13 protein-coding genes are annotated in these 20457 nt (G+C 40.7%); 6 read left to right on the forward strand and 7 right to left on the reverse strand.

Going from position 1 to position 20457, the window contains the following annotated elements:
• Positions 1-79: 79 nt before the first annotated feature.
• The 4 genes from PQO03_RS05145 (at position 80) to PQO03_RS05160 (ending at position 5336) form a co-directional block, all read left to right on the forward strand.
• The gene (locus tag PQO03_RS05145) at positions 80-2467 is read left to right on the forward strand and encodes a PSD1 and planctomycete cytochrome C domain-containing protein (RefSeq protein ID WP_274151656.1); all 2388 of its coding nucleotides are present in this window, start codon (positions 80-82) and stop codon (positions 2465-2467) included.
• Positions 2468-2470: 3 nt separating this feature from the next.
• On the forward strand, positions 2471-3880 hold the full coding sequence (locus PQO03_RS05150; RefSeq protein WP_274151657.1) for a DUF1501 domain-containing protein: 1410 nt from the start codon (positions 2471-2473) through the stop codon (positions 3878-3880).
• A gap of 36 nt (positions 3881-3916) precedes the next feature.
• Positions 3917-4120 (forward strand): polysaccharide deacetylase family protein, encoded by a 204-nt coding sequence (locus PQO03_RS05155; protein ID WP_274151658.1) that lies wholly within the window; start codon positions 3917-3919, stop codon positions 4118-4120.
• A gap of 478 nt (positions 4121-4598) precedes the next feature.
• Complete coding sequence (locus tag PQO03_RS05160; protein ID WP_274151660.1) at positions 4599-5336, forward strand: ThuA domain-containing protein; 738 nt, start codon at positions 4599-4601, stop codon at positions 5334-5336.
• A gap of 2 nt (positions 5337-5338) precedes the next feature.
• Here PQO03_RS05160 and PQO03_RS05165 read toward each other — a convergent pair whose 3' ends face one another.
• On the reverse strand, positions 5339-6265 hold the full coding sequence (locus PQO03_RS05165) for an outer membrane protein assembly factor BamB family protein (RefSeq protein ID WP_274151662.1): 927 nt from the start codon (positions 6263-6265) through the stop codon (positions 5339-5341).
• Positions 6266-6510: 245 nt separating this feature from the next.
• Here PQO03_RS05165 and PQO03_RS05170 point away from each other — a divergent pair, with 245 nt between their 5' ends.
• Positions 6511-7032, forward strand: a complete 522-nt coding sequence (locus PQO03_RS05170) for a hypothetical protein (protein WP_274151664.1) — start codon at positions 6511-6513, stop codon at positions 7030-7032.
• Between the two features lie 530 nt (positions 7033-7562).
• On the opposite strand, the gene PQO03_RS05175 is transcribed toward PQO03_RS05170, so the two are convergent.
• Both PQO03_RS05175 and PQO03_RS05180 read right to left on the reverse strand, forming a co-directional pair.
• Positions 7563-8954: a DUF1501 domain-containing protein gene (locus tag PQO03_RS05175; RefSeq protein WP_274151666.1), complete on the reverse strand. Its 1392-nt coding sequence runs from the start codon at positions 8952-8954 to the stop codon at positions 7563-7565.
• 11 nt (positions 8955-8965) lie between these two features.
• Positions 8966-11758, reverse strand: coding sequence for a PSD1 and planctomycete cytochrome C domain-containing protein (locus PQO03_RS05180; RefSeq protein ID WP_274151668.1), 2793 nt, complete (start codon positions 11756-11758; stop codon positions 8966-8968).
• Between the two features lie 104 nt (positions 11759-11862).
• Between PQO03_RS05180 and PQO03_RS05185 the strand changes: the two genes are divergently transcribed.
• Positions 11863-12591: an AraC family transcriptional regulator gene (locus PQO03_RS05185; RefSeq protein WP_274151670.1), complete on the forward strand. Its 729-nt coding sequence runs from the start codon at positions 11863-11865 to the stop codon at positions 12589-12591.
• A gap of 53 nt (positions 12592-12644) precedes the next feature.
• Here the strand turns inward: PQO03_RS05185 and PQO03_RS05190 are convergent, their stop codons facing one another.
• The 4 genes from PQO03_RS05190 to PQO03_RS05205 are packed head-to-tail and all read right to left on the reverse strand — an operon-like array spanning position 12645 to position 20397.
• On the reverse strand, positions 12645-13313 hold the full coding sequence (locus PQO03_RS05190) for a M90 metallopeptidase family protein (RefSeq protein WP_274151671.1): 669 nt from the start codon (positions 13311-13313) through the stop codon (positions 12645-12647).
• A 44-nt stretch (positions 13314-13357) separates the two neighbouring features.
• Positions 13358-15487, reverse strand: a complete 2130-nt coding sequence (locus PQO03_RS05195) for a c-type cytochrome domain-containing protein (RefSeq protein WP_274151673.1) — start codon at positions 15485-15487, stop codon at positions 13358-13360.
• A 9-nt stretch (positions 15488-15496) separates the two neighbouring features.
• Positions 15497-19030, reverse strand: coding sequence for a DUF1549 domain-containing protein (locus PQO03_RS05200; RefSeq protein WP_274151674.1), 3534 nt, complete (start codon positions 19028-19030; stop codon positions 15497-15499).
• Complete coding sequence (locus PQO03_RS05205; RefSeq protein WP_274151675.1) at positions 19027-20397, reverse strand: DUF1501 domain-containing protein; 1371 nt, start codon at positions 20395-20397, stop codon at positions 19027-19029. Before PQO03_RS05205 ends, PQO03_RS05200 begins: the two co-directional genes overlap by 4 nt.
• Positions 20398-20457: the final 60 nt, after the last annotated feature.

The raw sequence follows: 20457 nt of genomic DNA on the forward strand, positions 1-20457 counted from the left end.
TAGGTGGGAATCGCTCTTAAAAACACGGGATATATAACAAAGAGATTTTAAATAACCTTATAGTCGGAGCCCAAAATCTATGTTTACAAGACTCATGTTTGTTGCTGCATTATCCTGTAGTAATCTAATAGCCAAAGAAATAAATTTTAATCGGGATATCCGTCCCATTTTATCGGATCGATGTTTTCATTGTCATGGGCCCGATAAACACGACCGTAAGAAAAAGTTGCGTTTGGATATTGCCGAAGGTGATGATGGTGCCTACCGTTTAAGAAAAAAACGTTATGGAATTGTACCAGGTGATTTAGAAAAGAGTAGTGTATGGCAGCGCATCATTACCGATGACGAAGATGACATTATGCCTCCACTAGATTCCCATAAGAAGCCACTGACTGATAAAGAAAAAGCACTCATTAAGCAATGGATCGAAGAGGGCGCAAAATACGAGAAATTTTGGGCTTTTGAACTTCCGAAGAAATCAGCCGCGGAAAAAACAAAACTGGACTGGGGCCATTCAGGAATTGATAAATACGTGCTTGCAGAATTAGAAAGAAATAATTTAGAGCCAAAAGATAAAGCAGAGAAACGAACCTTGATTCGACGTTTGAGCTTTGACTTGACCGGGCTACCACCCACACTGAGTGAAGTAGAGAGTTTTATTAATGATAAAGATTCACAAGCCTACGAAAAACTAGTGGAGCGCTTCTTGGCTAAATCCAGTTATGGCGAACATATGACTCGCTATTGGTTGGATTTGGTAAGAGCGGCAGATACCAACGGTATGCACAAAGATTTCTACCGAAGTATTTACGCTTATCGCGATTGGCTTATAAGAGCATTTAATACAAACCTCCCTTATAGCGACTTCTTAAAGTACCAACTTGCGGGAGATCTTTATGAAAAGCCAACAGAGGATCAACTCATTGGTTCAGGTTTTAATCGTCTCCATCTTATCATTGATAAAGGTACGGCATTACCCGAAGAGAGTTATACGAAAAATGTCATTGACCGCGTCACGGCAGTCAGTACGGCTTTTATGGGGCTCACCATGCAGTGCGCTCGTTGTCACGATCACAAATTCGATGCTATCAAACAAAAAGATTTTTATGCGATGTTCGCATTCTTTAACAACATCGATGGTAATCCTGAAACAATTGGTGGACCTAAGAATGGTCTGCAGCCACCTTATATCACTTTAGGCACAGATGAAGAAAAGAAAAAATTGGCAGGATTAAAGAAAGCTTACAATATTGTTGCGCCTGAGCTCAATAAATTACGCCGTTCAGTCAGGAAAGAAAAAGATGCGGCTAAGAAAACAGCAATGCAGAATAAGATTAAAGAATTGCAAAAAGCGGAACATCAATACAATGTGCTTTTTAATTCTCTAGATGCAGCAATGGTCATGAAAGAAAGTAAAAAGGTAAAACCATCCTATATGTTAAATCGCGGTGAGTACGATCAAAAAGGAGAAGTGGTCGAGAGGGATATACCTGTGTTTTTTGGTTCCATCAAAAAAGAGGAGGGCCTTACAACAAGGATGGATTTAGCGAATTGGTTTATTTCGGAAGAAAATCCGCTGACGGCTCGTGTGGCAGTGAATCGCTTTTGGCAACAGTTCTTCGGTGTGGGCCTAGTGAAGACTTCAGAAGACTTTGGTGCCCAAGGGGAAACGCCTAGTCATCCACAATTACTGGATTACTTAACAGTTGAGTTTATTGAGTCGGGCTGGGATGTGAAGCAATTGATGAAAAAGATTGTGATGTCAGCAACTTACCAGCAGAGTTCATTAGCTCAAAAAGAGGCCTATGAAGCTGATCCAGAAAATAGACTCTTGGCTCGTGGCTCACGTTATCGTATGGATGCCGAAATGATTCGCGATAATATTTTGGCGAGTAGTGGTCTCCTAAAAACTCAAATGTATGGCAAGAGTGTTAAGCCACCACAACCTGAGGGTTTGTGGGCTGCCGTCAGTATGCGTAACGAACGTTTTAAGCCTGATGCAGGAGATGCTATCTATCGCCGCAGTATTTATACTTACTGGCGTCGAGGTATGCCACCACCCCAAATGACAATCATGAATGCTCCCAGCCGTGAATATTGCGTTGCTCGCAGAGAACGCACAAATACATCTCTACAGGCATTGCTATTACTTAATGAACCCGAATACCTCAAGGCGGCCGCTAACTTAGCTAAGAATACTTTAAGTAGCGACTTAAAAAATGGTGCGGAAAAAATTTCATACGCTTATGAAAGAATAACTGGCAAGATTCCAGATAGTGAGGAAATACAGGCTTTAGAGACCTTAATCAGTGACCTTACAAAATCTTATAATAGCGATGTTCAATCAACAAAAGAAATGGCTGAGAGTCTTGGTTTTACTAAGGCGAAAAATAAAGCTGAAGTTGCAGCTTGGACCATGATGCTTAATAGCATTTATAACTTAGATATTACGAAAAATAGGGAGTAGCACATGTCTGACTTTAATTTATCACGTCGCTCCTTTTTGAGCTCTATGAGTTTAGGTGCCCTAGGTACTATGGTTCCTCAACAGTTATCTGTAGCCGGAGGCAAAGGTCTCCACCACAAACCCAAAGCTAAACGTGTTATCATGCTCTTTATGGCGGGTGGCCAGAGTCAGCTCGATCTTTTTGATCACAAACCCGATTTACATAAACTTTATCGCCAAGAATTACCTCCTTCAGTGATCGGGAATCAGCGCTTTACGGCCATGACCAAGAATGCCCAAAAACTTGTGGCACCTTCGAAGTTTAAATTTAAGCGCTATGGCTCTAATGGCATAGAGATGAGTGAGCTACTTCCGAACCTGGGTTCAGTCATGGATGATCTTTGTTTGGTGAAATCTATGTACACAGAGTCAATTAATCACGACCCAGGTAAAACACTCTTTTGTACGGGAACTGAATTGCCAGGTAACCCTAGTATGGGATCTTGGTTGAGTTATGGTCTCGGAACGATGAATAAAGATTTGCCTGACTTTGTTGTTTTACCTTCGGCTTACTGGAGTGGAAAGACCAATGTTCAGGCATTGTATTCACGTTTGTGGGGTAGTGGTTGTTTGCCGTCCAAACACCAAGGGACGTCTTTTCAGAGTAAAGGTGATCCGGTTTTATTTCTTTCTAATCCTAAAGGTGTGAGTGCATCAGTTCGCCGACGTATGCTCGATACTTTGGGATCTTTGAATAAAAAACACCTTAATGAACTTCACGATCCAGAAATTCAGACCACAATGGCTCAGCAAGAAATGGCTTATCGGATGCAGAGTTCTGTTCCAGAACTTACTGATATCAGTAATGAATCGAAAGCGACTTTAGATCTCTATGGTCCAGAAGTGATGAATAAGGGCTCATATGCCCGTAACTGCCTCTTAGCTCGCCGTATGGCTGAGCGCGATGTGCGCTTTATTCAGCTCTTTCACCGTGGTTGGGATCATCACAGTAATCTACCAACTCATTTAACTGGACAATGTCGCGATGTCGATCATCCGACAGCAGGCTTGATTAAAGACTTAAAACAACGTGGTCTCTTAGAAGATACCCTCATTGTTATGGTTGGCGAATTTGGTCGAACGGCTTATGGGCAAGGCAACTTTAAGGCAGATAATTATGGTCGAGATCATCACCCACGCTGTTTCTCAGCTTTATTAGCCGGCGGTGGTATACAGGGTGGTATTAGTTATGGTCAAACCGATGATTTCAGCTATAATGTCGTAGATAAACCAGTACATGTTCGGGATCTACATGCGACAATGCTATGGCAACTTGGTTTGGATCATCAGCAGTTATCCTTCCCTTTTCAGGGGCTAGATGTGAAGCTTACGGGAGTTAATCCGGCATCTGTGGTTCAAGGAATATTGAGCTAGTAGATAAAGATACTTAAGTCTCATATTTTATGTACTTTGATTTTTTTCAGCTTTTTACTACACGCAGAGAAAACTCAAAAAACTGTGATACTTACTTTTGATGATTCGGTCAAGAGTAAGGCGGAGTTTGTCGCACCACTTCTAAAAAAACACGGTTTTAATGCTACTTTCTTTATCACTGAGGGCTTTTCCTTAAGGCAGGTAATACAAGCTTCCGCTTGCGTAGGATGCAAATTTTGATCCCGTTTTTTCTGCAATTCGGCACTCTAAAGAGTGGACTACGTACCTAAATCGTAGGAGGCAAATCTCGGGTCCCTCTTTCTCCTACCTAAATGGAGGCAGGTAGTTCAAGCTTCAGCTTGCGAAGGATGCAAATTTTTGGTCCCGTTTTTCCTTAAGGCAGGTAATACAAGTTTCAGCTTGCGTAGGATGCAAATTTTTGGTCCCGTTTTTTTAGTCATTCGGCACTCTAAAGAGTGTACTACGTACCTAAATCGAAGGAGGTAAAATTTTGGTCCCTCTTTCTCCTACCTAAAGCGAGGCAGGTAGTTCAGTTTCAGCTTGCCTAGGGATTAAAATCACCCTGTAATCTTTTCCCTGTCGGGGACATTTTTTTTCGTTTTTTGCGCAATATCGATATTTTTTGCGTGTTATGAATCCTTATATCTCCTGTATTCATGTTATGCTTTTAAACAAATTAATAAATGGAGTTTAAGCAATGAAATTACTAAGTGTCTTATTCATAGCCTTATCTTTTGGTCTTTTGGCCGAAGATAAAAAGCCTTTGAAGATTATCCAGATTGCCGGTGGTTGCTGTCACGAATATAAAGAACAAATGAAATTAACTTCCGAAGCTTTTAAAAAGAGCTTTAACTGTACGGTCGATACTTTTGTGGATGGTAGCGATAGAACGAGTCATCATGCCAAACTGAAAGAAAAGAATTGGTCCAAAGCTTATGATGCAGTTGTTTTTAGCCTGTGCGCTGGCCACGTCAAAGATGATGAATTCATTTTAAGTATTGTCGAAGAAGCGTCTAAAAATAAAAAAGGTCTCGTCTTTCTGCATTGCTCGCTACATAATTTTCGTTCAACAAAAATTGGTACCGATGCCTGGAGAAAGCTCATGGGCTTGACTAGCATAGGGCATGAGCATAAAGGCGATCTCATTTGTGAAAATACCGATGCGACTCATCCCGTGATGAAAAACTTTCCTCCGGATTATACCTTTAAAGAAGAAGAGGTTTACATCATTACTAAAAAAGGCGCGAATGTCAAAGAATTGGCTCGAGCTTATGGCAAGAGAACAAAAAAATGGCACCCAGTCATCTGGACCAGTGAATATGAGCAAAGTAAAATATTTGGGACTAGTATCGGCCATACGACTGCTACTTATGAAGATAAAGTCTATACAGATTTACTTTGTCGCGGCTTATTGTGGAGTGTTGGAAAACTCTAAAGTTATTTCTTTAGTGCTTCTAATTGCTTGCGGACTTGAGTAGCTTTTTTACCTTCAAGGACTTCCCAACAAGCCAGACCATTGCCTACTAAATCAAAGTTATTGAATTCCCAGATGACTTTTTTGTTCTTATCAACTTCAAAAATTTGTGGGTTATTGGGACCTGCATGGCAGTTACCAACAATATAGTTTCCTGCTTCACTCTCTTGGATACAGGTCATCCACCCAAGCTCAATATTGCTGTTAGGAACCTTTTTGTTGATTTCCCAGATGACTTCTTTAGCTGCTGAGACTTCGAGGATTCTATTGGCCCCTCCAGCACAAATAAATGTATTGCCATTCTTTAATTTTCGTGCACCATAAACGCGACCTTTGATGGCATACTCCCAGAGGATTTTTCCCTCAGCATCATATTCAACTACACCAAAATCTTCCGAGGCCACTACATAACCACCTGTTTTGGTCATTCGTGCCCAACGAGTATTGTGTGCACCTCTCTTTAGGGGGAATTCTTTAAGAAGTTTACCTTCTTTGTCTACATGAATAATTCTGCCAATACCACTCTCTACAATCATTGTATTGCCATTAGCTAGACGAGAAAAGGCATGAACTTGTACATGACCTTTATTATTCTGTTTGCTTGAATCGTATTCCCAGACAATTTTATTGTCGAGAGTCACTTCCAGGATATGAGTCCAAGAGTCGTGAAAAAGTATATTTCCATTCGCTAACATTTGTACATCATGATGACCATCATGACCGGCCTTTTGACCCTTTGTCTTATACTGCCAAATAGCTTTTCCGTCTTTATCACAGATGGCAACAATATTTTTGCCATAAGAAGCACTGACAAGAACTAAACGCTCCGCGTGAAGATTGAAAGTGACAAGACAAAATAGCGCTATTAATACTTTTGATAAATGATTCATAGGAGTCCAATTATTTGTTATATAGAATTATATTTATATATAGATTATTCGAAAAAATACAAGTCTTGGAGATGAGATAATCTCTGAGCACTTTAATATTGAACGAAAAAAAATGATCCAAACAATGGTTCTTTAGCGGTGATTTAGACTTTGTGAATGGAGTACAGTATTTATGCTGCCAATCCTTTGACAAGGTCATTATCTCTTTCATATTTAGTTTGCTTAATAAATATATGGAGAAGGAAATGGAAGCAAACCTATACGCATCACCTACAGCTGATTTACAAGATGATAGCAATGCGGGTGAATTTGAACAGATACGAAATACTTACCTCAAGCATGAAGCCTCGGTTCAGTCAGTTGGAAGCCTTTATACACTGGGAGCCTTATTCTTAGGATTTGCCGCAATCGCTAGTTTCTTTTCGGGAGAAACGGAAGTTCTCATAGGAGGTGTTTTACTCGCTTTAGCAGCGCTCTATGGCTGGCTTGGAATGAGTGTTCGCAAACTTAAAAGAGGATCCAAAATAGCCGTTGGTATTCTCTCTGGTATTGGGCTTCTCGGTTTTCCGATAGGTACCATTATCAATGCCTATATACTCTATCTCGTATTTTCTGAAAAGGGAAAAATTGTTTTTTCGGATGAGTACAGAGATGCAATAGCAGCAACCCCACATATCAAACATAAGACTTCGACGATTCTCAAAGTCTTCTTGGGTCTTTTATTGCTTGTTTTGGCTTTTGCCGTGGCGTCAACTTTCATGAACTAATTTTTGACTTGCTTAGATCTTGAATGAATGTTCAACGCCAGTGAGTTTGAAATCTAGCCCTTGGAAGGGCTAAGTGAATTAAACTGATGGTGCCCCTAAATAATGGTGATTTAGCGGTAATTTAGATCTAATTCTATGGAACTTAAGAGATATTTGAGCTCGAAGAGCTTAGGAATGTAGCCATGGACCTAAGTCCGTGGTGTTTGCATAAGAGTATCGTGCGTGCTGAAGGTACGCTGCAGGGATTTGCCTTCATACCTTCGGCATGAATATCATTTTTAATAATACCCACCGGATAAATCCGGTGGCTACCATGCTACATACCTTCGGCATGTGCTTAAATTCGCTAAGGTTTGATTTAGAGCTAATGCTATGGAACTTAAGAGATATTTGAGCTCGAAGAGCTTAGGAATGTAGCCATGGACCTAAGTCCGTGGTGTTTGAAAACAGTATCGTGCGTGCCGATTAAAAATCGGCGCTCCCAGTAAATATAAAATCTAACTCAAGAAGGGGAACACAGTCAGTAAGTCTTACTTGATTAAATCTTGAATGACTGAGGCATGTTCGACGCCGGTTAGTTTATTATCTAAACCTTGGAAGGGAAAGGTAAACCTTTCGTGATCGATACCAAGATTATGTAAAATCGTGGCATTGAGATCGTGAACACTGACGGGGTTTTCGGCGATATTATAGGCAAACTCATCTGTAAGACCATGTGAATGACCCGCTTTGAAGCCACCACCGGCAGTCCACATCGAGAAGCATTTACCGTGATGATCGCGTCCCGCACCAAGTTTTCCTTGGGAATAAACACTGCGACCAAATTCTCCACCCCAAACCACCATGGTCTCATCCAAAAGCCCACGTTGTTTCAGATCAGTGACTAAGGCAGCGGAAGCTTGATCGGTATCATGGCATTGAGCTGTTAAATCTTTTTCTAGTTTACTATGCTGATCCCAACCACGATGCAAGAGCTGAACCATACGAATGCCACGTTCAATCATACGTCTCGCCATGAGGCAGTTATAAGCATAAGTTCCTGGCTGGCGAGCTTGTTCGCCATAAAGCTGAAAAGTACTTTCAGGCTCCTCAGAAATATCCGCAATTTCAGGGGCTGTTTCCTGCATGCGATAAGCCATTTCATATTGCTCTATGCGAGTTTTGACTTCTGGATCACCCGCTTTATCATAATAATAATTATTAAGTGATTTAAGTGAATCCAACATCGAGCGACGACTCGACCGACTCACGCCTTGAGGGTTTTGTAAATAGAGTATGGGATCACCTGTGCTACGCAATTGCACTCCTTGATGAACAGAGGGTAAAAATCCGCTGCCCCACAAACGAGAAAAAATCGGCTGGCCAGGTTTTTTCCCCGTTCCTTGTGAGATCAGGATATTGTAGGCAGGCATATTTTTATTTCGACTTCCCAGACCATGGCTTAACCAAGCGCCGAGGCTAGGGTGGCCGGGAATTTGTGAGCCGGTATTGAGGAAGGTAATTCCTGGGTCGTGATTAATCGCCTCGGTATGCATGGATTTTATGACCGTGATGTCATCGACAATTTTTGAGGTGTAGGGGAGTAGATCACTCATCCAAGTCCCGGATTGGCCGTGTTGTTTAAATTCTTTGATGGGAGCACAGACGGGAAAGCTACTCTGTCTGGAAGTCATGCCCGTTACTCGTTGCCCACCTCTTACGGAATCGGGCAACTCAGTACCATGAAGTTTCTTTAACTCGGGGTGATAATCAAAGAGATCAATATGTGATGGACCACCCGACTGACAGAGATAAATAATTGATTTTGCTTTGGGCGCAAAATGCGGTAAGGCTGGCTGACTTTCATTAGCCATTGATTTTAGATTTAAAGAACCAAGACCTAGAGCTGCTGATTTTAAAAAATTTCTTCGATGTAATTTCATGTCATTCACCCTTAATTCCTTGTCATGCTTTCGCTGAGATTTAACAAGAGAGATGCACTAATAATCAAGGCTCCCATCTTTTTATCGCCGTGGGCACCTGATAATTTCATCAAGTGATCAAGTTCTTTTTTGTAATACTCAAGCTGCTTATCATAAGCTTTGAGTAAAGCCTGTAACTCTTTACCATTAGGCTCTCGACCTGTGCTCAAAATAAAGCCATGCTGGAGTTGTTCCTTAAGACTATTTGAGTGCTTTTTCATACGTATGGCCAAAGCTTCTGCGGCTTGCGTGAATTGAGGGTCATTGAGCATCACTAATGATTGTAGCGGAGTATTTGTTTGCTGACGACGCACCGTGCAAGTTTCTCGACTCGGAGCATCAAAAGCAGCCATGGCGGGGTGAGCACCCGTACGTTTAATGACCGAATACATACTTCTACGCATCATTTTACCATCAAAATAAGCCTGAGCAGTGAAAGAACCATGGCCAAAATGACTAATCTGTGCCCATAGGCCTAAGGGTTGAACGGGGTAAACGCTAGGACCACCTACATTCTCATCCAACAAGCCCGAAATCATCAAAGCATTATCTCGTACGAATTCAGCCGTTAAACGAAAACTTGGTGCCCGATGATGCAAACGGTTGTAGGGGTCAATTTTTGCGGCCTCAGCATTATGACGAGAGGATTGCTGATAGGTGGCCGACATGACTATGTTTTTGATTAAGCGACGAATATCCCAATCATGTTGACGCAAATCTATCGCTAAGGAATCCAGTAAATCCAGGTGTGATGGGTACTCACCCTGGGAGCCAAAATCTTCCGCTGTTTTTACAATTCCCGTTCCAAAAATCAACTGCCAGTAACGGTTAACCGCCACGCGAGCCGTCAAAGGATTGTCCTCTGCAAGAATCCACTGTGCCAAGCCCAAGCGGTTTTTTGGGTATTTATCGTCAAATGCCAGGATTTGTCCGAGTGCTGCTGGACTCACTTCTTCACCTAATTGATCGTACTGACCGCGAATTCTCACATGGGTCTTTTTCTCTTTCCAGTCCATAATCATTACTGAAGTCTGTCCCTTATCTATTTGACTCTGTAGCGCCCGTATTTCGATTTCAATGTTGCCCACACCCTTATCGGAAGTAAAACCTAAATAATCTTTTTTCTTTTTAATTTCAGCTTGGCGCTCTCTAAGCTCTGCAATACGCTTTTTATGTGCTCCAATCATTTTACCCTTAGGCGTCAATAATGAATTCACTTTCAAGACAGGATTAGAATTCCCCCCTTTACCAGCTCCCATGCCACTCTCAGATGAATTGTTAAAGAAAGCATACATGGAGTAGAAATCTTTTTGTGCAATAGGATCAAACTTATGATCATGGCATTGCGCACATTTAGTGGTTAAGCCCATGAAGGTCGTAGAAACTGTATCTACCTTATCATTGTGATAAAAAGTTATGTACTCCTCGGGCAGAGTTCCACCCTCGTGAGTATTCATACCATTTCTAAGAAAACCTGTGGCAATGACTTTCTGTACTTCCTCTTCAGTCAGCTTTTGTTTTTGTTCAAGTTTAAGAACTTCGGCCCAAGGTCCTTTTCCATAGGCATCTCGCTCCACGGCTTTTGCCCAAGGCTTATTGGGTAGTTGAGCCTGCCAAGTTTTATCTGTTACGATATAATCATCATCCAGTGTAAGCACTGCAACAAAGCCGCCTATGGAGGCTTGGTTTTCCGCGTGGACAAAAATATCATTGTGACCTTTTTTAAGGTATTTGGCAATATCCACTGATAAGGGTTTATTCCAATGCTCCGAACTGCCCACGAGCTGGCCATTGATTTTGAAGGTGAAATTGTCGTCACAAGTCGCCTTTAAAAGGGCTTCTTTAGGCAAACTATCTATATGAAAGCGTTTTTTTAAGTTGATCTTTTCATTAGCTTGCAGATCTTTTTTCCATATCCAAAAAGTTTCAGGTCTATCTTGTATGGGCTTAGTTACCAACAAATCTCCTGCCACTTGTTCAGTCACAAACTGATCATAAGGCTTGTTATCCATAAAAGATTTGATCACCCAATCACGCCAGGCCCACATGTCGCGGTGGTCATCAATTGAATAGCCATTGGTATCGGAATAACGCGCTGTGTCTAACCAATCTAATGCTAAGCGTTCGGCATGTGCATCTTTAGTCAAAATTTGATCGACAAGTTTTTCATAAGCTTGTGCTGATTCATCTGCCAAAAAATCATTGACTTCTTTAAGCGTGGGAGACATGCCGGTTAAATCTAAATAAAGTCGGCGAATCAAAGTTCTTTTATCAGCTTTATCAGAAGGACTTAAGCCCTTTTTCTCCAGCTCAGATAAAATAAAGTAATCAATCTCATTTTGCGTCCAATCGCGCTTCTTGACCACGGGTAAAGATTTTTTCTTTGGTTTTTCAAATGCCCAGTGACCCCTGTATTCAGCGCCTTCTTCAATCCACTCTTTTATGAGGGCGATTTCCGCCGCGTTCATTTCCTTTTTGCTCTCAGGTGGCGGCATGATCTTGTCTTCATTATCACTAATGATACGCAAGTATACATGGCTTTTTAAGGCATCACCCGGTTTGATAGCCGTCTTGTCACGCCTGGTTCGATAAGCGCCCATTTCTCCTGTGGAAATATCCAAGCGCAGCTTCTTTTCACGGCTTTCATCATCTGGACCATGGCAATGGAAACAGTATTTGGATAAGATAGGGCGGATATCTTTATTAAAGCTGACTTCAGCAAAAAGTGAGGTGCTTAAAAATAGACTGAGTAAAAATGTTTTCATAATATAATTCCCGATTAACTTAATTGACTTGATAGCCTAAGAATAAATTCTCTTGGACAAAGTGGCCCAAAGATTGTATATTTTCGGCATATAAGGAGTTTTTTATGAATTTAGATTTTTTCCAGGACCTCTCTCTCGATAACTTCATCCAAAGTTTCTTTGATCAATCAGAAGATTTATTTGCCTTTGCTAAGGATTGTGATTTTCGTTTCACTATGGTCAATAGACCTTTGCTAAAAAGCCTGAATCTAAGCTCAGAAAGTGAGGTTTTAGGAAAGACGGATTACGACTTTTTTAGCCCTGGCCAAGCTGATTTATTTCGCCTTGAAGACCGAGAAGTTTTTAATACGGAAAAAATGGTGCTTAATAGGACCTGGGGTATAGCAAACCCAAAGGGAGGAATGAACTGGTATATTTCCAGTAAATATCCTCTTAGAAATAAATCAGGGGAATTAAAAGGCCTGATTGGGATTATGCGCAATAGTAGTAAAGTGGGCAGCTATCTAGAACCCTATGCCGAGTTGAGCCCGATCTTTAATTTTATACGAAGCAATATAGCGCGTCAAATTGAAGTGGATGAACTCGCCAAAATCATGTGCCTCTCGCTCAGTCAATTTGAACGTAAATTCAAAAAGATGATGGCGATCACACCCTTAAAATTCATCAATAAGATGCGTATTGATTATGCTTGTGAACGACTCATAAAAAGTCACGATACACTTTCCAATATTGCCTTTGATTGTGGTTTTTTTGACCATAGCCATTTCAGCAAAATATTTAAGAGAATAAAAGGTATGAACCCAAGCGACTACCGCAAAAAATATCACGATTGATTATAATTTGTTTATAACAAGTACTTATTACTATATAAGCCCTTTTGTAAAGCTTAGTTCCAGATTTTGTGGATGAGTGCGTAGCCCTTTGGGTCATGTTTTTTGAGCTCTGATTTTATGAATGGGAAAAAGTCATTTTTTCCAAAATAAGCTTCCGTTAATTCGGCGAAATATTCTTTTTCATTATTCATGGCATAAGCACGTTTTTTACCACCGCTAATATAATTGACCGAATCATAGATGCCTGTGTTTTTGGCATTATTATAAGCGCTGAGAATGCCCTTGTGATTATAGCTTAGAACTTGATGGTGATAGGCATGGGAAAGTTCATGTAAGATAATCATCGGTTGATACTGAAGCCAATCTATATAGTTTTGGGCATTCTGAATTTCTATGGCCTTGGCCATTTTTGGATAGCGGCCATTTTCTCGTAACCAGCGCTCAGAAGGATGGTAGGCTGCACCAGGCTGAGAATTAAAACTAATCCAGATCTTGACTTTCTTGAGCTTCCCTAAGTGTTTTTTAGGGACTAGTTTTTCTATTTGTGCTAAGTCAATTTTGAGCTGCTCAAAAGCTTTTTTTATCGTTACTTTTTTTGTTTCATCGTCAGTTTTTTGAAGATAGACTTCCCAAGATAAGATTTTTTCTTTGCGATAATCCGCAGCGAATAAATTCAATTGGGAAATAAAAAAAATCATTAGTATGATTGACGATTTACGCATTTGAGTAGGCTCTTTAAATTATCGCTTCTATAAATTGAAATAGGTCATTTAGGATAGGCGGCGAAACTTCTATTTGTCTTAGTCGTATTTAATTTGATTTCAGAAATTTGAAACATATCATTGCCATGAACTTTGTGAAAACTAAAACGATAAAACTTAAACTCAGGCGAGGACTCACTCAGTTCGTATGAACGTTTCATAAGACGCTTTTCAAAAATTGATTGATTAGATTTTGTATCAAGTGGAATCCAAGTTATTCCATCATTTGAAGCTTCGAGAACCCAATCTTTTGGATCTCGCTCGGGAACGTCTCCACCAGAAATAAATTCGTAAGAAACTATGCCTACAGGTCGATCGTATTCAGCCTGCCAAGTGACGACTTTGTTCTTATGGAATAAGCACCACTTACTAGCTGCCTTATTATCGACACTCTGCTCAACCATTTGATTTGCACTTCCTATGGTACCACTAATAGCGAACTTATGGGCTGTGAAATTCAAATCTAATTGACTAATACTCCCGTTAAAACCCGCTGTGATAATTTGGCCATTTTTAATATCTAGTGACATGAGGTAATCATCTTGGAGCTGAGCAGTAAAAGTTTCAGCAGCTTTGTCAGGGTCAAATTTTCCATCTGTGGGGATAGCAAATTGTTTAATGGAACCATCATCAGCTACCGCCCAAAGAGAGTTTCCTTCTTGCTTGAGCTTAAAGATGTTTTTATTTTTAAAGTCATGTTTGAGGAAGATAGCAGAGCCTTCTTTAGCAAAGCGAGCTTCCATATCGCCTGCAGTACCATCTTCGTCTCGAATTAAGACAGGATCCCAGCCGTGGAGATGTTTACCACCACCAGCAGACCAAGCGAGTAGGCTATCTTTCTGGGCGACTACAGAGTAGACTTTGAAGTAACCATTGACTTTGCCATAAACTTTGGAATGTCCCTTGTAGGTAGTGAAAAGCAAACCCGTTTTAAGATTAAATACTTTAAGAGTTTTATCAAAAGATGAGCTTATAAGGAAGGGTTGAGCATCGACTTTTGATCCCCAAGTCTTACTGAGTCCACGTAAATACTCTACCACCTTTTGGTGCTTCACAATATCTGTAGACTTGTAGACAGTCGTTTTGACTTCGCGGGTTTTTCCAATACCCGTTTCGCGAATATCTGATAAGTTAATATTTTTATCAGGAGTGAATTCGAGTTGCCAATTAGCTTCGCGAATGATAGTGCGATTAGTGAATTTCCAGATCTGACGATTGTGCTCACCGCCTTTCTTTTCGAATACCGTATAAACGAGAAAATCGGGAAGTCCTTGATTTTTTGCCTGTGCTTCGAAAAAGCTATAATCCGTCACGGCGATACCTGTTACCCAGTGAGCATGCTGCTTGTTACGCCAAAGTAATTTATTATTCTTTAGGTCGAAAACACGAATATTACTATCCGCACCACCAGAAATTAATTTACTCCCATCGGGCGAAATCTTTATATCCAAAACCACATCTTCGCACATGGCGATATTAGTGATTTGTTTTGTTTTCAAATTAACTTGGCTAATCTCACCATATTCACCTGGAGCCCCACCACCCACATAGATTGATTTGCCATCATTTGAAAAGACAATGGCATTAATGGTTTGTGGGAGACCATCGATACGGTCTAATAATTTCCCCTTTTTATTCCAGATGAGAATTTCGTTATATGCGGCGGAGAAAATTGTTTTTCCATCTGGTGAAAATATAGAAGTGAAAACTGGCAGCTTCGTAGGGTAGATTTTGGGTGGCTTAGGGTGAACGGGCGGGGGCAACATAGTGATGAGCTTGTCGTCTGGCGAATCGCCATCGAATTTTGCGCCTTCCGCAATCCATTGTTTAAAGAGTTTGATTTCCGCTTGACTGAGAGCGTCATCTTTTTGGGGCATGCGATCGTCTTCATCATCAGTAATGAGTAATTCGTAGAGATAACTTTCATCTGGTGAATTGGCAACAATGGCTTCATCACCACTCTTGCCTGCTTTCATGAATTTACTGAAAGTATCGACGCCATAACCGCCTTTCTTTTTTTGTGCTCCATGACAGGATTCACATTTCTGTTTCAGAATGGGCGCAAGGTGCTTTTTAAAGCTCACTTCGGCATTAATACTGAGAGCGAGTAAAGTACTAAGTAAAATCTTTTTCATGATGAGCTCCTAATGCTGAAAGATAAATTCATTTGAGTTAATAACGACCCAGTAGAGGTCGCGCATGGCCTCGTCTTTATTGCTAGACTTTTTGAGATGGTCCGTAGCGATTTGTAGTTCATTTGATTTTGGGTTTCGTGAATAAGCACTGAGGTAGAGCTGCTTAATATTTTCAGCATCACCAAGCTTGCTATTATATTTTACATTCTGGAGTTTTTCTTTGACATATTCACCATTCATGAGCTGCAAGCTCTGGTCTAAAGCCACTGACTCGGGCCTTTCACAAGCACAAACAGTTTTTCGCTCAGGTTGACCAAATGCAGTGAGGAACTTGGAGTTTTCTGGATAGAGTTTTTGAGTGGCAAAGACTTTATCTAGTTTCGCTTGTCGTTTCTCCCAGTCTTGTTTTAAAGCTTTGTATTCAGGGGATAATTGGTAATAGCTATATTTCACCAGTTCACGTTTCCAGTCATCTGACTCAGTATAGTTACGAGCCATTTTTAGAGTATCAAAATCAAGAGATACTTGAGCATGAGCACTGGGACTACCATTCATTTGTACTTTGTATTTGGCTATGAGTCCTTCATTTTTATCGAGGTGATGATGTTCGATAACAAGACTTTGTCCATTGTGACTTTTAAAAGGTTTGAAAGTGAATGACAAATGAGGTTCATTATTACCATTGATTGGAGTCCATTTTCCATCGAGGCTTACTTTTTTACCGACTGATTTTTCACCGTCATCTTCCCAGTAGTGAAATCCTTTTATGTCGATTTTTTTAACGACTGGAAGTGCCGTCGTAAAGAGATTAAATCGTCCCTTACGATTGACTTTTACTTGATGAATCACTTTGGCATTTTTATCAAAAAACTTAATAGTGGCTTGGTTATAGCGATGTAGTGTGAGGAATTGAACAGGCGTTTCTTGGGGGAATTCAATTTTGATGTGATTGGCACTCTTAGCAGGATTCAGTTTCCCATCACTAAGACTCGTGAGCACTTTAGCAGATTTAGCTTGTGTGATTTTTGCCTTATTGATGATATTTTTACCATCCATAAGAACTTCAACTTCAGCAATATTACTATCGCTATTAGCAGTGATTTCGATAGATTTAACCATGCTACCTTTATTCTGACTAATAAGCCAAGCATTTAGCAGACTGATACCTAGTTTACTATCGAGTCCATTACCGTATTGACCCAAGTCATTTTTAGCAAATTTATAATTGATAGCACTTATATTCCCCGCAGTTAAAGGGTGGTAAGTTCGACTAAGTCCGAGACGATCTTTCTTAGAGTTTTTTGGTTCTTTATTTTTTGGACTAAGAATGAAACCCTTTGGCTTAGATTCAGATAGACCTTCACTCTTAATAGCATAAGTCACTTGGCTAGTTTTAAGTTCCGTCCAATTGATGGGCTCTTTACTTTGCTTAAGCCATGCGGGGAATTTTTTATTGAGTTCATCTTTAAGCTTTATGATCTCACTTCGTTTTTTATTCGCCGCCATTTTATCACTTTGAAATTTTTCAGGCTTTGGAGCATCACACAAGAGCAGGATGGCATCCTTCACTTGCTCAGCACCCAGGAGGCGAGGGCGTGCGTGGGAGAAAAGCTCGCTGTCATTTTTGTTAAAATCATTTGTTTCAGTTGTACGCTGATAGGTTTGAGAATTAAGGATCTGTCTAAAAATATGCTTGCGATTATAGTTAGAATCACTAAAATCTCTGGCTAGTGCAGCTAAGAGTTCTTTATTAGTAGCTGGATTTGAAGGACGGAAGTCATCCACTGGCATCACAATTCCACGACCTAATAGGTAAGACCAAATCCGGTTAACTTCAGTATTTGCAAAGTAGGGGTTGTCTTTAGCCGTGAGCCATTGAACAAAAGCTTTACGTGGGTCATCTTTGGAATCACGTTGAACATCAATCGGCCAAGGGTCTTGTGTGATTTTTGTGCGTGGATTCGCCGTATTACGAACAGAATTGGCATAGATGAGAATTGTTTTGCGATTGGGCTCATTGCCTTTTTCTTGAGCCAGAGTCTTGCGATCAATATTATTAAAAGCCGAAGTTATTTGATAATAATTATCCTGTGTCCAACTTTCGTAAGGGTGATTATGGCATTGAGCACAAGTGAGTCGTGAACCCATAAAGAGTTGAGTCACAGATTCGGTGACCATCTTACTATCTTTAGTCGTACGGAAAAAATTCGCTTTTGGATTTACATCTGTGTGCCCTTGTGACATCAGTAATTCTTCAGTGAATTTATCGAAGGGCATGTTGGCTTTAGTAGCTTCATAAATCCAACGACTATAATTGGCGGCATTTTCAGCCTTGAGTTCGTGTGTATTGATCTTTAGCAGGTCAGCAGTTTTCATGGCGTAGAAGCGTGCAAACTCATCAGAATCCAAGAATTTATCTATTAGTTGAGAACGTTTCTTTGGGTTTTTATTGCTAACGAATTGATTAACTTCTTCAATTTTAGGAACCTGACCACGTAAATCTAGCGAAAGACGGCGAATAAAAGTTGAGTCATCAATAGTGCCTGCAGGAAGATACTGAAGTTGACGAAGTTTATTGTTAACTAGTGTATCGATATAATTATTTTCTTTTGGGGCTTTCCATTTGAAACCATCAATCTTTTTGACCATGGTAAAATTCACCGTGACAACATCATCAATATATCTTACCGAGATAGCAGATTGGCCGCGATCTAATCCACTAACGAGACCCTTATCATTTACTATGGCTACTCGTTTATGTGATGTGGTATAAGTAGCGATTCTTGTGACATCTCTAAAAGTTCCATCTTCAAAAAAGGCCCAAACCGAGAGTTGCTGGTCTTGATTGGGGAATTCGAGGGCACGATCGCGAGGGAAGACTTTTAGTGTTTTGAGTTTCTTTTCTCCCTTATCCGATTTGGCTCCTTCTTTAATCCATTGTAAAAGAAGCTCATATTGTAAAGAACCAACTTCAAGACGTTTACCCCCGACGTGACCAACTTGCATACTGGGTTTTTTTAGCAAAAGACTTTGTTCGGGTGCAATAGGCTGGAGAAAGCGACCCATGGCTCCACGAATCATATTTTTTTCATCAAAATCGGGGTCAAAGGCGTTGAGCGAGAGTTCAAGAGCACCGCGACCATTGGGTTTGCCATGACAACCACCGCCATTACATCCTTGTTTGGTAAGTATAGCTAAGGTTTCCCAGTTGAAAGATACAGGATCATTTTTGTCAGTGGAACTGACTGTGAAAGGGATTGTTTGTTGTAACTTACCATAATTCACTGTGATTTGGCTATTGCCATTAGCCAAGGGAGTCACATAGGCATTTTCGACTTTAACAAAATGATTGTGGGTGAATTTGGCCTTGCGACTGAGGTCAATAGTTTTGCCATCTTTGGTATAACCTGTCACAAGAACTTGGGCACAGGATCGGGCACTCGTCAGTTTAATCTTTGTAGGGAGAACAGAGATTTTGACAATATCTTCTGCGAAACTCGCAAAGGAAGAAAATAATAAAAATGTACTTAGTAATTTAATCATGCGAAAAGCTCCGGAATAGCGTGACCACCTTTGGCGACAAACATCGGACGCCCTGCAGGTGTATGGATGGGGGATTCATTATCAATACCCATTTTTTCTAGAATAGTGGCACCAAAATCTTCGATTGTGTAACCTCGTGAGCTAGTGATGTAATAGCCATCTTTATCAGTTTCTCCGACGACATGACCGCGGGGAACTCCTGCACCAGCAAAGGCATAACTAAAGGCATGAGTCCAGTGATCGCGACCTTGGCGTTCATTTATTTTTGGTGTGCGACCCAACTCAGTAACAAAACAAACGAGTGTATCCTCTAAAAGACCGCGCTGATCCATATCTTGGATAAGACCAGAAAGGGCCCAATCAGTACTCCCCATCATCGGCCAAGTTCCAATACCATAACGTCCGCCACCGGCGCCACCGCCAGGTATATTAGTATGTGATTTTGAATAGATGGCATCGTGATGATCCCAGTTCATATTGCCACCACCGCTATAACGATTATCGATATTGCGAAATTTTGTATCAATACAAACATAGCGAACACCCGATTCAATCAGTTTGCGACCTAGCATGTAGAGGTCGGCACGTTGACGAAGTTCTTTTTGTTCCGGGCCATAAAGTTTTTTGATGTGCGCGGGCTCATTAGAAAGATCGAAGGCCGCCACGGTATTGGGGTTAATAAGCATTTCTTCTGCTTGTTGTGAGAAAGTTTGCATGGCGAGGATTTGCTCAGAAGTATTTTTTCCCATTCCGGAATTGAGCTTAGATAGTAGTTTTCGACGCTCTAATAATTGTTCAATCGCGTCTTTGCTTAAACCGAGTCCATTAACTTCGCCATATTTAATGGCAAAAGCTTTGTCTTTGGCCGCGAGAAAGCCGAGGCGAGAAGCAAATTTTGATTGCTCTCCAGTTGCTTCGTGGACGTAAGCAGGAAGGTAGGGGGCTAAACGACCTTTATGGTGGGCAATAACTGAGCCAATATCTGGGAGCTCAACGGGGCCAGTAGGATCACCTGCAGACATGATATACTGCGAACCTAAGGGGTGGGAGTTGCCAATAGAAGCTTTCTTTTGGAACATCGAGCGCACCACAGTCATGCGGTCAGCAACTTTTGCCGTTTTCTCCATGAGCTCAGTAAAATGTATTCCAGGAACATTAGTTTTAATTGATTTAAAAGGACTACGATGAATAATATTGGCCATAGGCTTCGGATCAAAAGTATCTATCTGAGAGACACCCCCTTGTTCGAAAATGACTAAAACTTGCTTGGCTTGTGCTTTAATTCGTCTTCCAGAACTGGCCATGAGTGATGGTGCTAAAGCTCCAGCACCAAGACTTTTCATAAAGTTTCGTCTATTAAAATTCATCTCAATCCTTATAATTTCATTGATTGTATTTATGTTAGCTATTATGTAACATACATTCTA

The sequence above is a fragment of the Lentisphaera profundi genome (assembly GCF_028728065.1).
GTDB lineage: Bacteria > Verrucomicrobiota > Lentisphaeria > Lentisphaerales > Lentisphaeraceae > Lentisphaera > Lentisphaera profundi.

Bases quoted from the DNA above. Each gene is read 5' to 3' on its own strand.
- PQO03_RS05145 (WP_274151656.1), top strand. From the start codon at position 80: ATGTTTACAAGACTCATGTTTGTTGCTGCATTATCCTGTAGTAATCTA.
- PQO03_RS05150 (WP_274151657.1), top strand. From the start codon at position 2,471: ATGTCTGACTTTAATTTATCACGTCGCTCCTTTTTGAGCTCTATGAGT.
- PQO03_RS05160 (WP_274151660.1), top strand. From the start codon at position 4,599: ATGAAATTACTAAGTGTCTTATTCATAGCCTTATCTTTTGGTCTTTTG.
- PQO03_RS05165 (WP_274151662.1), bottom strand. From the start codon at position 6,265: ATGAATCATTTATCAAAAGTATTAATAGCGCTATTTTGTCTTGTCACT.
- PQO03_RS05170 (WP_274151664.1), top strand. From the start codon at position 6,511: ATGGAAGCAAACCTATACGCATCACCTACAGCTGATTTACAAGATGAT.
- PQO03_RS05175 (WP_274151666.1), bottom strand. From the start codon at position 8,954: ATGAAATTACATCGAAGAAATTTTTTAAAATCAGCAGCTCTAGGTCTT.
- PQO03_RS05180 (WP_274151668.1), bottom strand. From the start codon at position 11,758: ATGAAAACATTTTTACTCAGTCTATTTTTAAGCACCTCACTTTTTGCT.
- PQO03_RS05185 (WP_274151670.1), top strand. From the start codon at position 11,863: ATGAATTTAGATTTTTTCCAGGACCTCTCTCTCGATAACTTCATCCAA.
- PQO03_RS05190 (WP_274151671.1), bottom strand. From the start codon at position 13,313: ATGCGTAAATCGTCAATCATACTAATGATTTTTTTTATTTCCCAATTG.
- PQO03_RS05195 (WP_274151673.1), bottom strand. From the start codon at position 15,487: ATGAAAAAGATTTTACTTAGTACTTTACTCGCTCTCAGTATTAATGCC.
- PQO03_RS05200 (WP_274151674.1), bottom strand. From the start codon at position 19,030: ATGATTAAATTACTAAGTACATTTTTATTATTTTCTTCCTTTGCGAGT.
- PQO03_RS05205 (WP_274151675.1), bottom strand. From the start codon at position 20,397: ATGAATTTTAATAGACGAAACTTTATGAAAAGTCTTGGTGCTGGAGCT.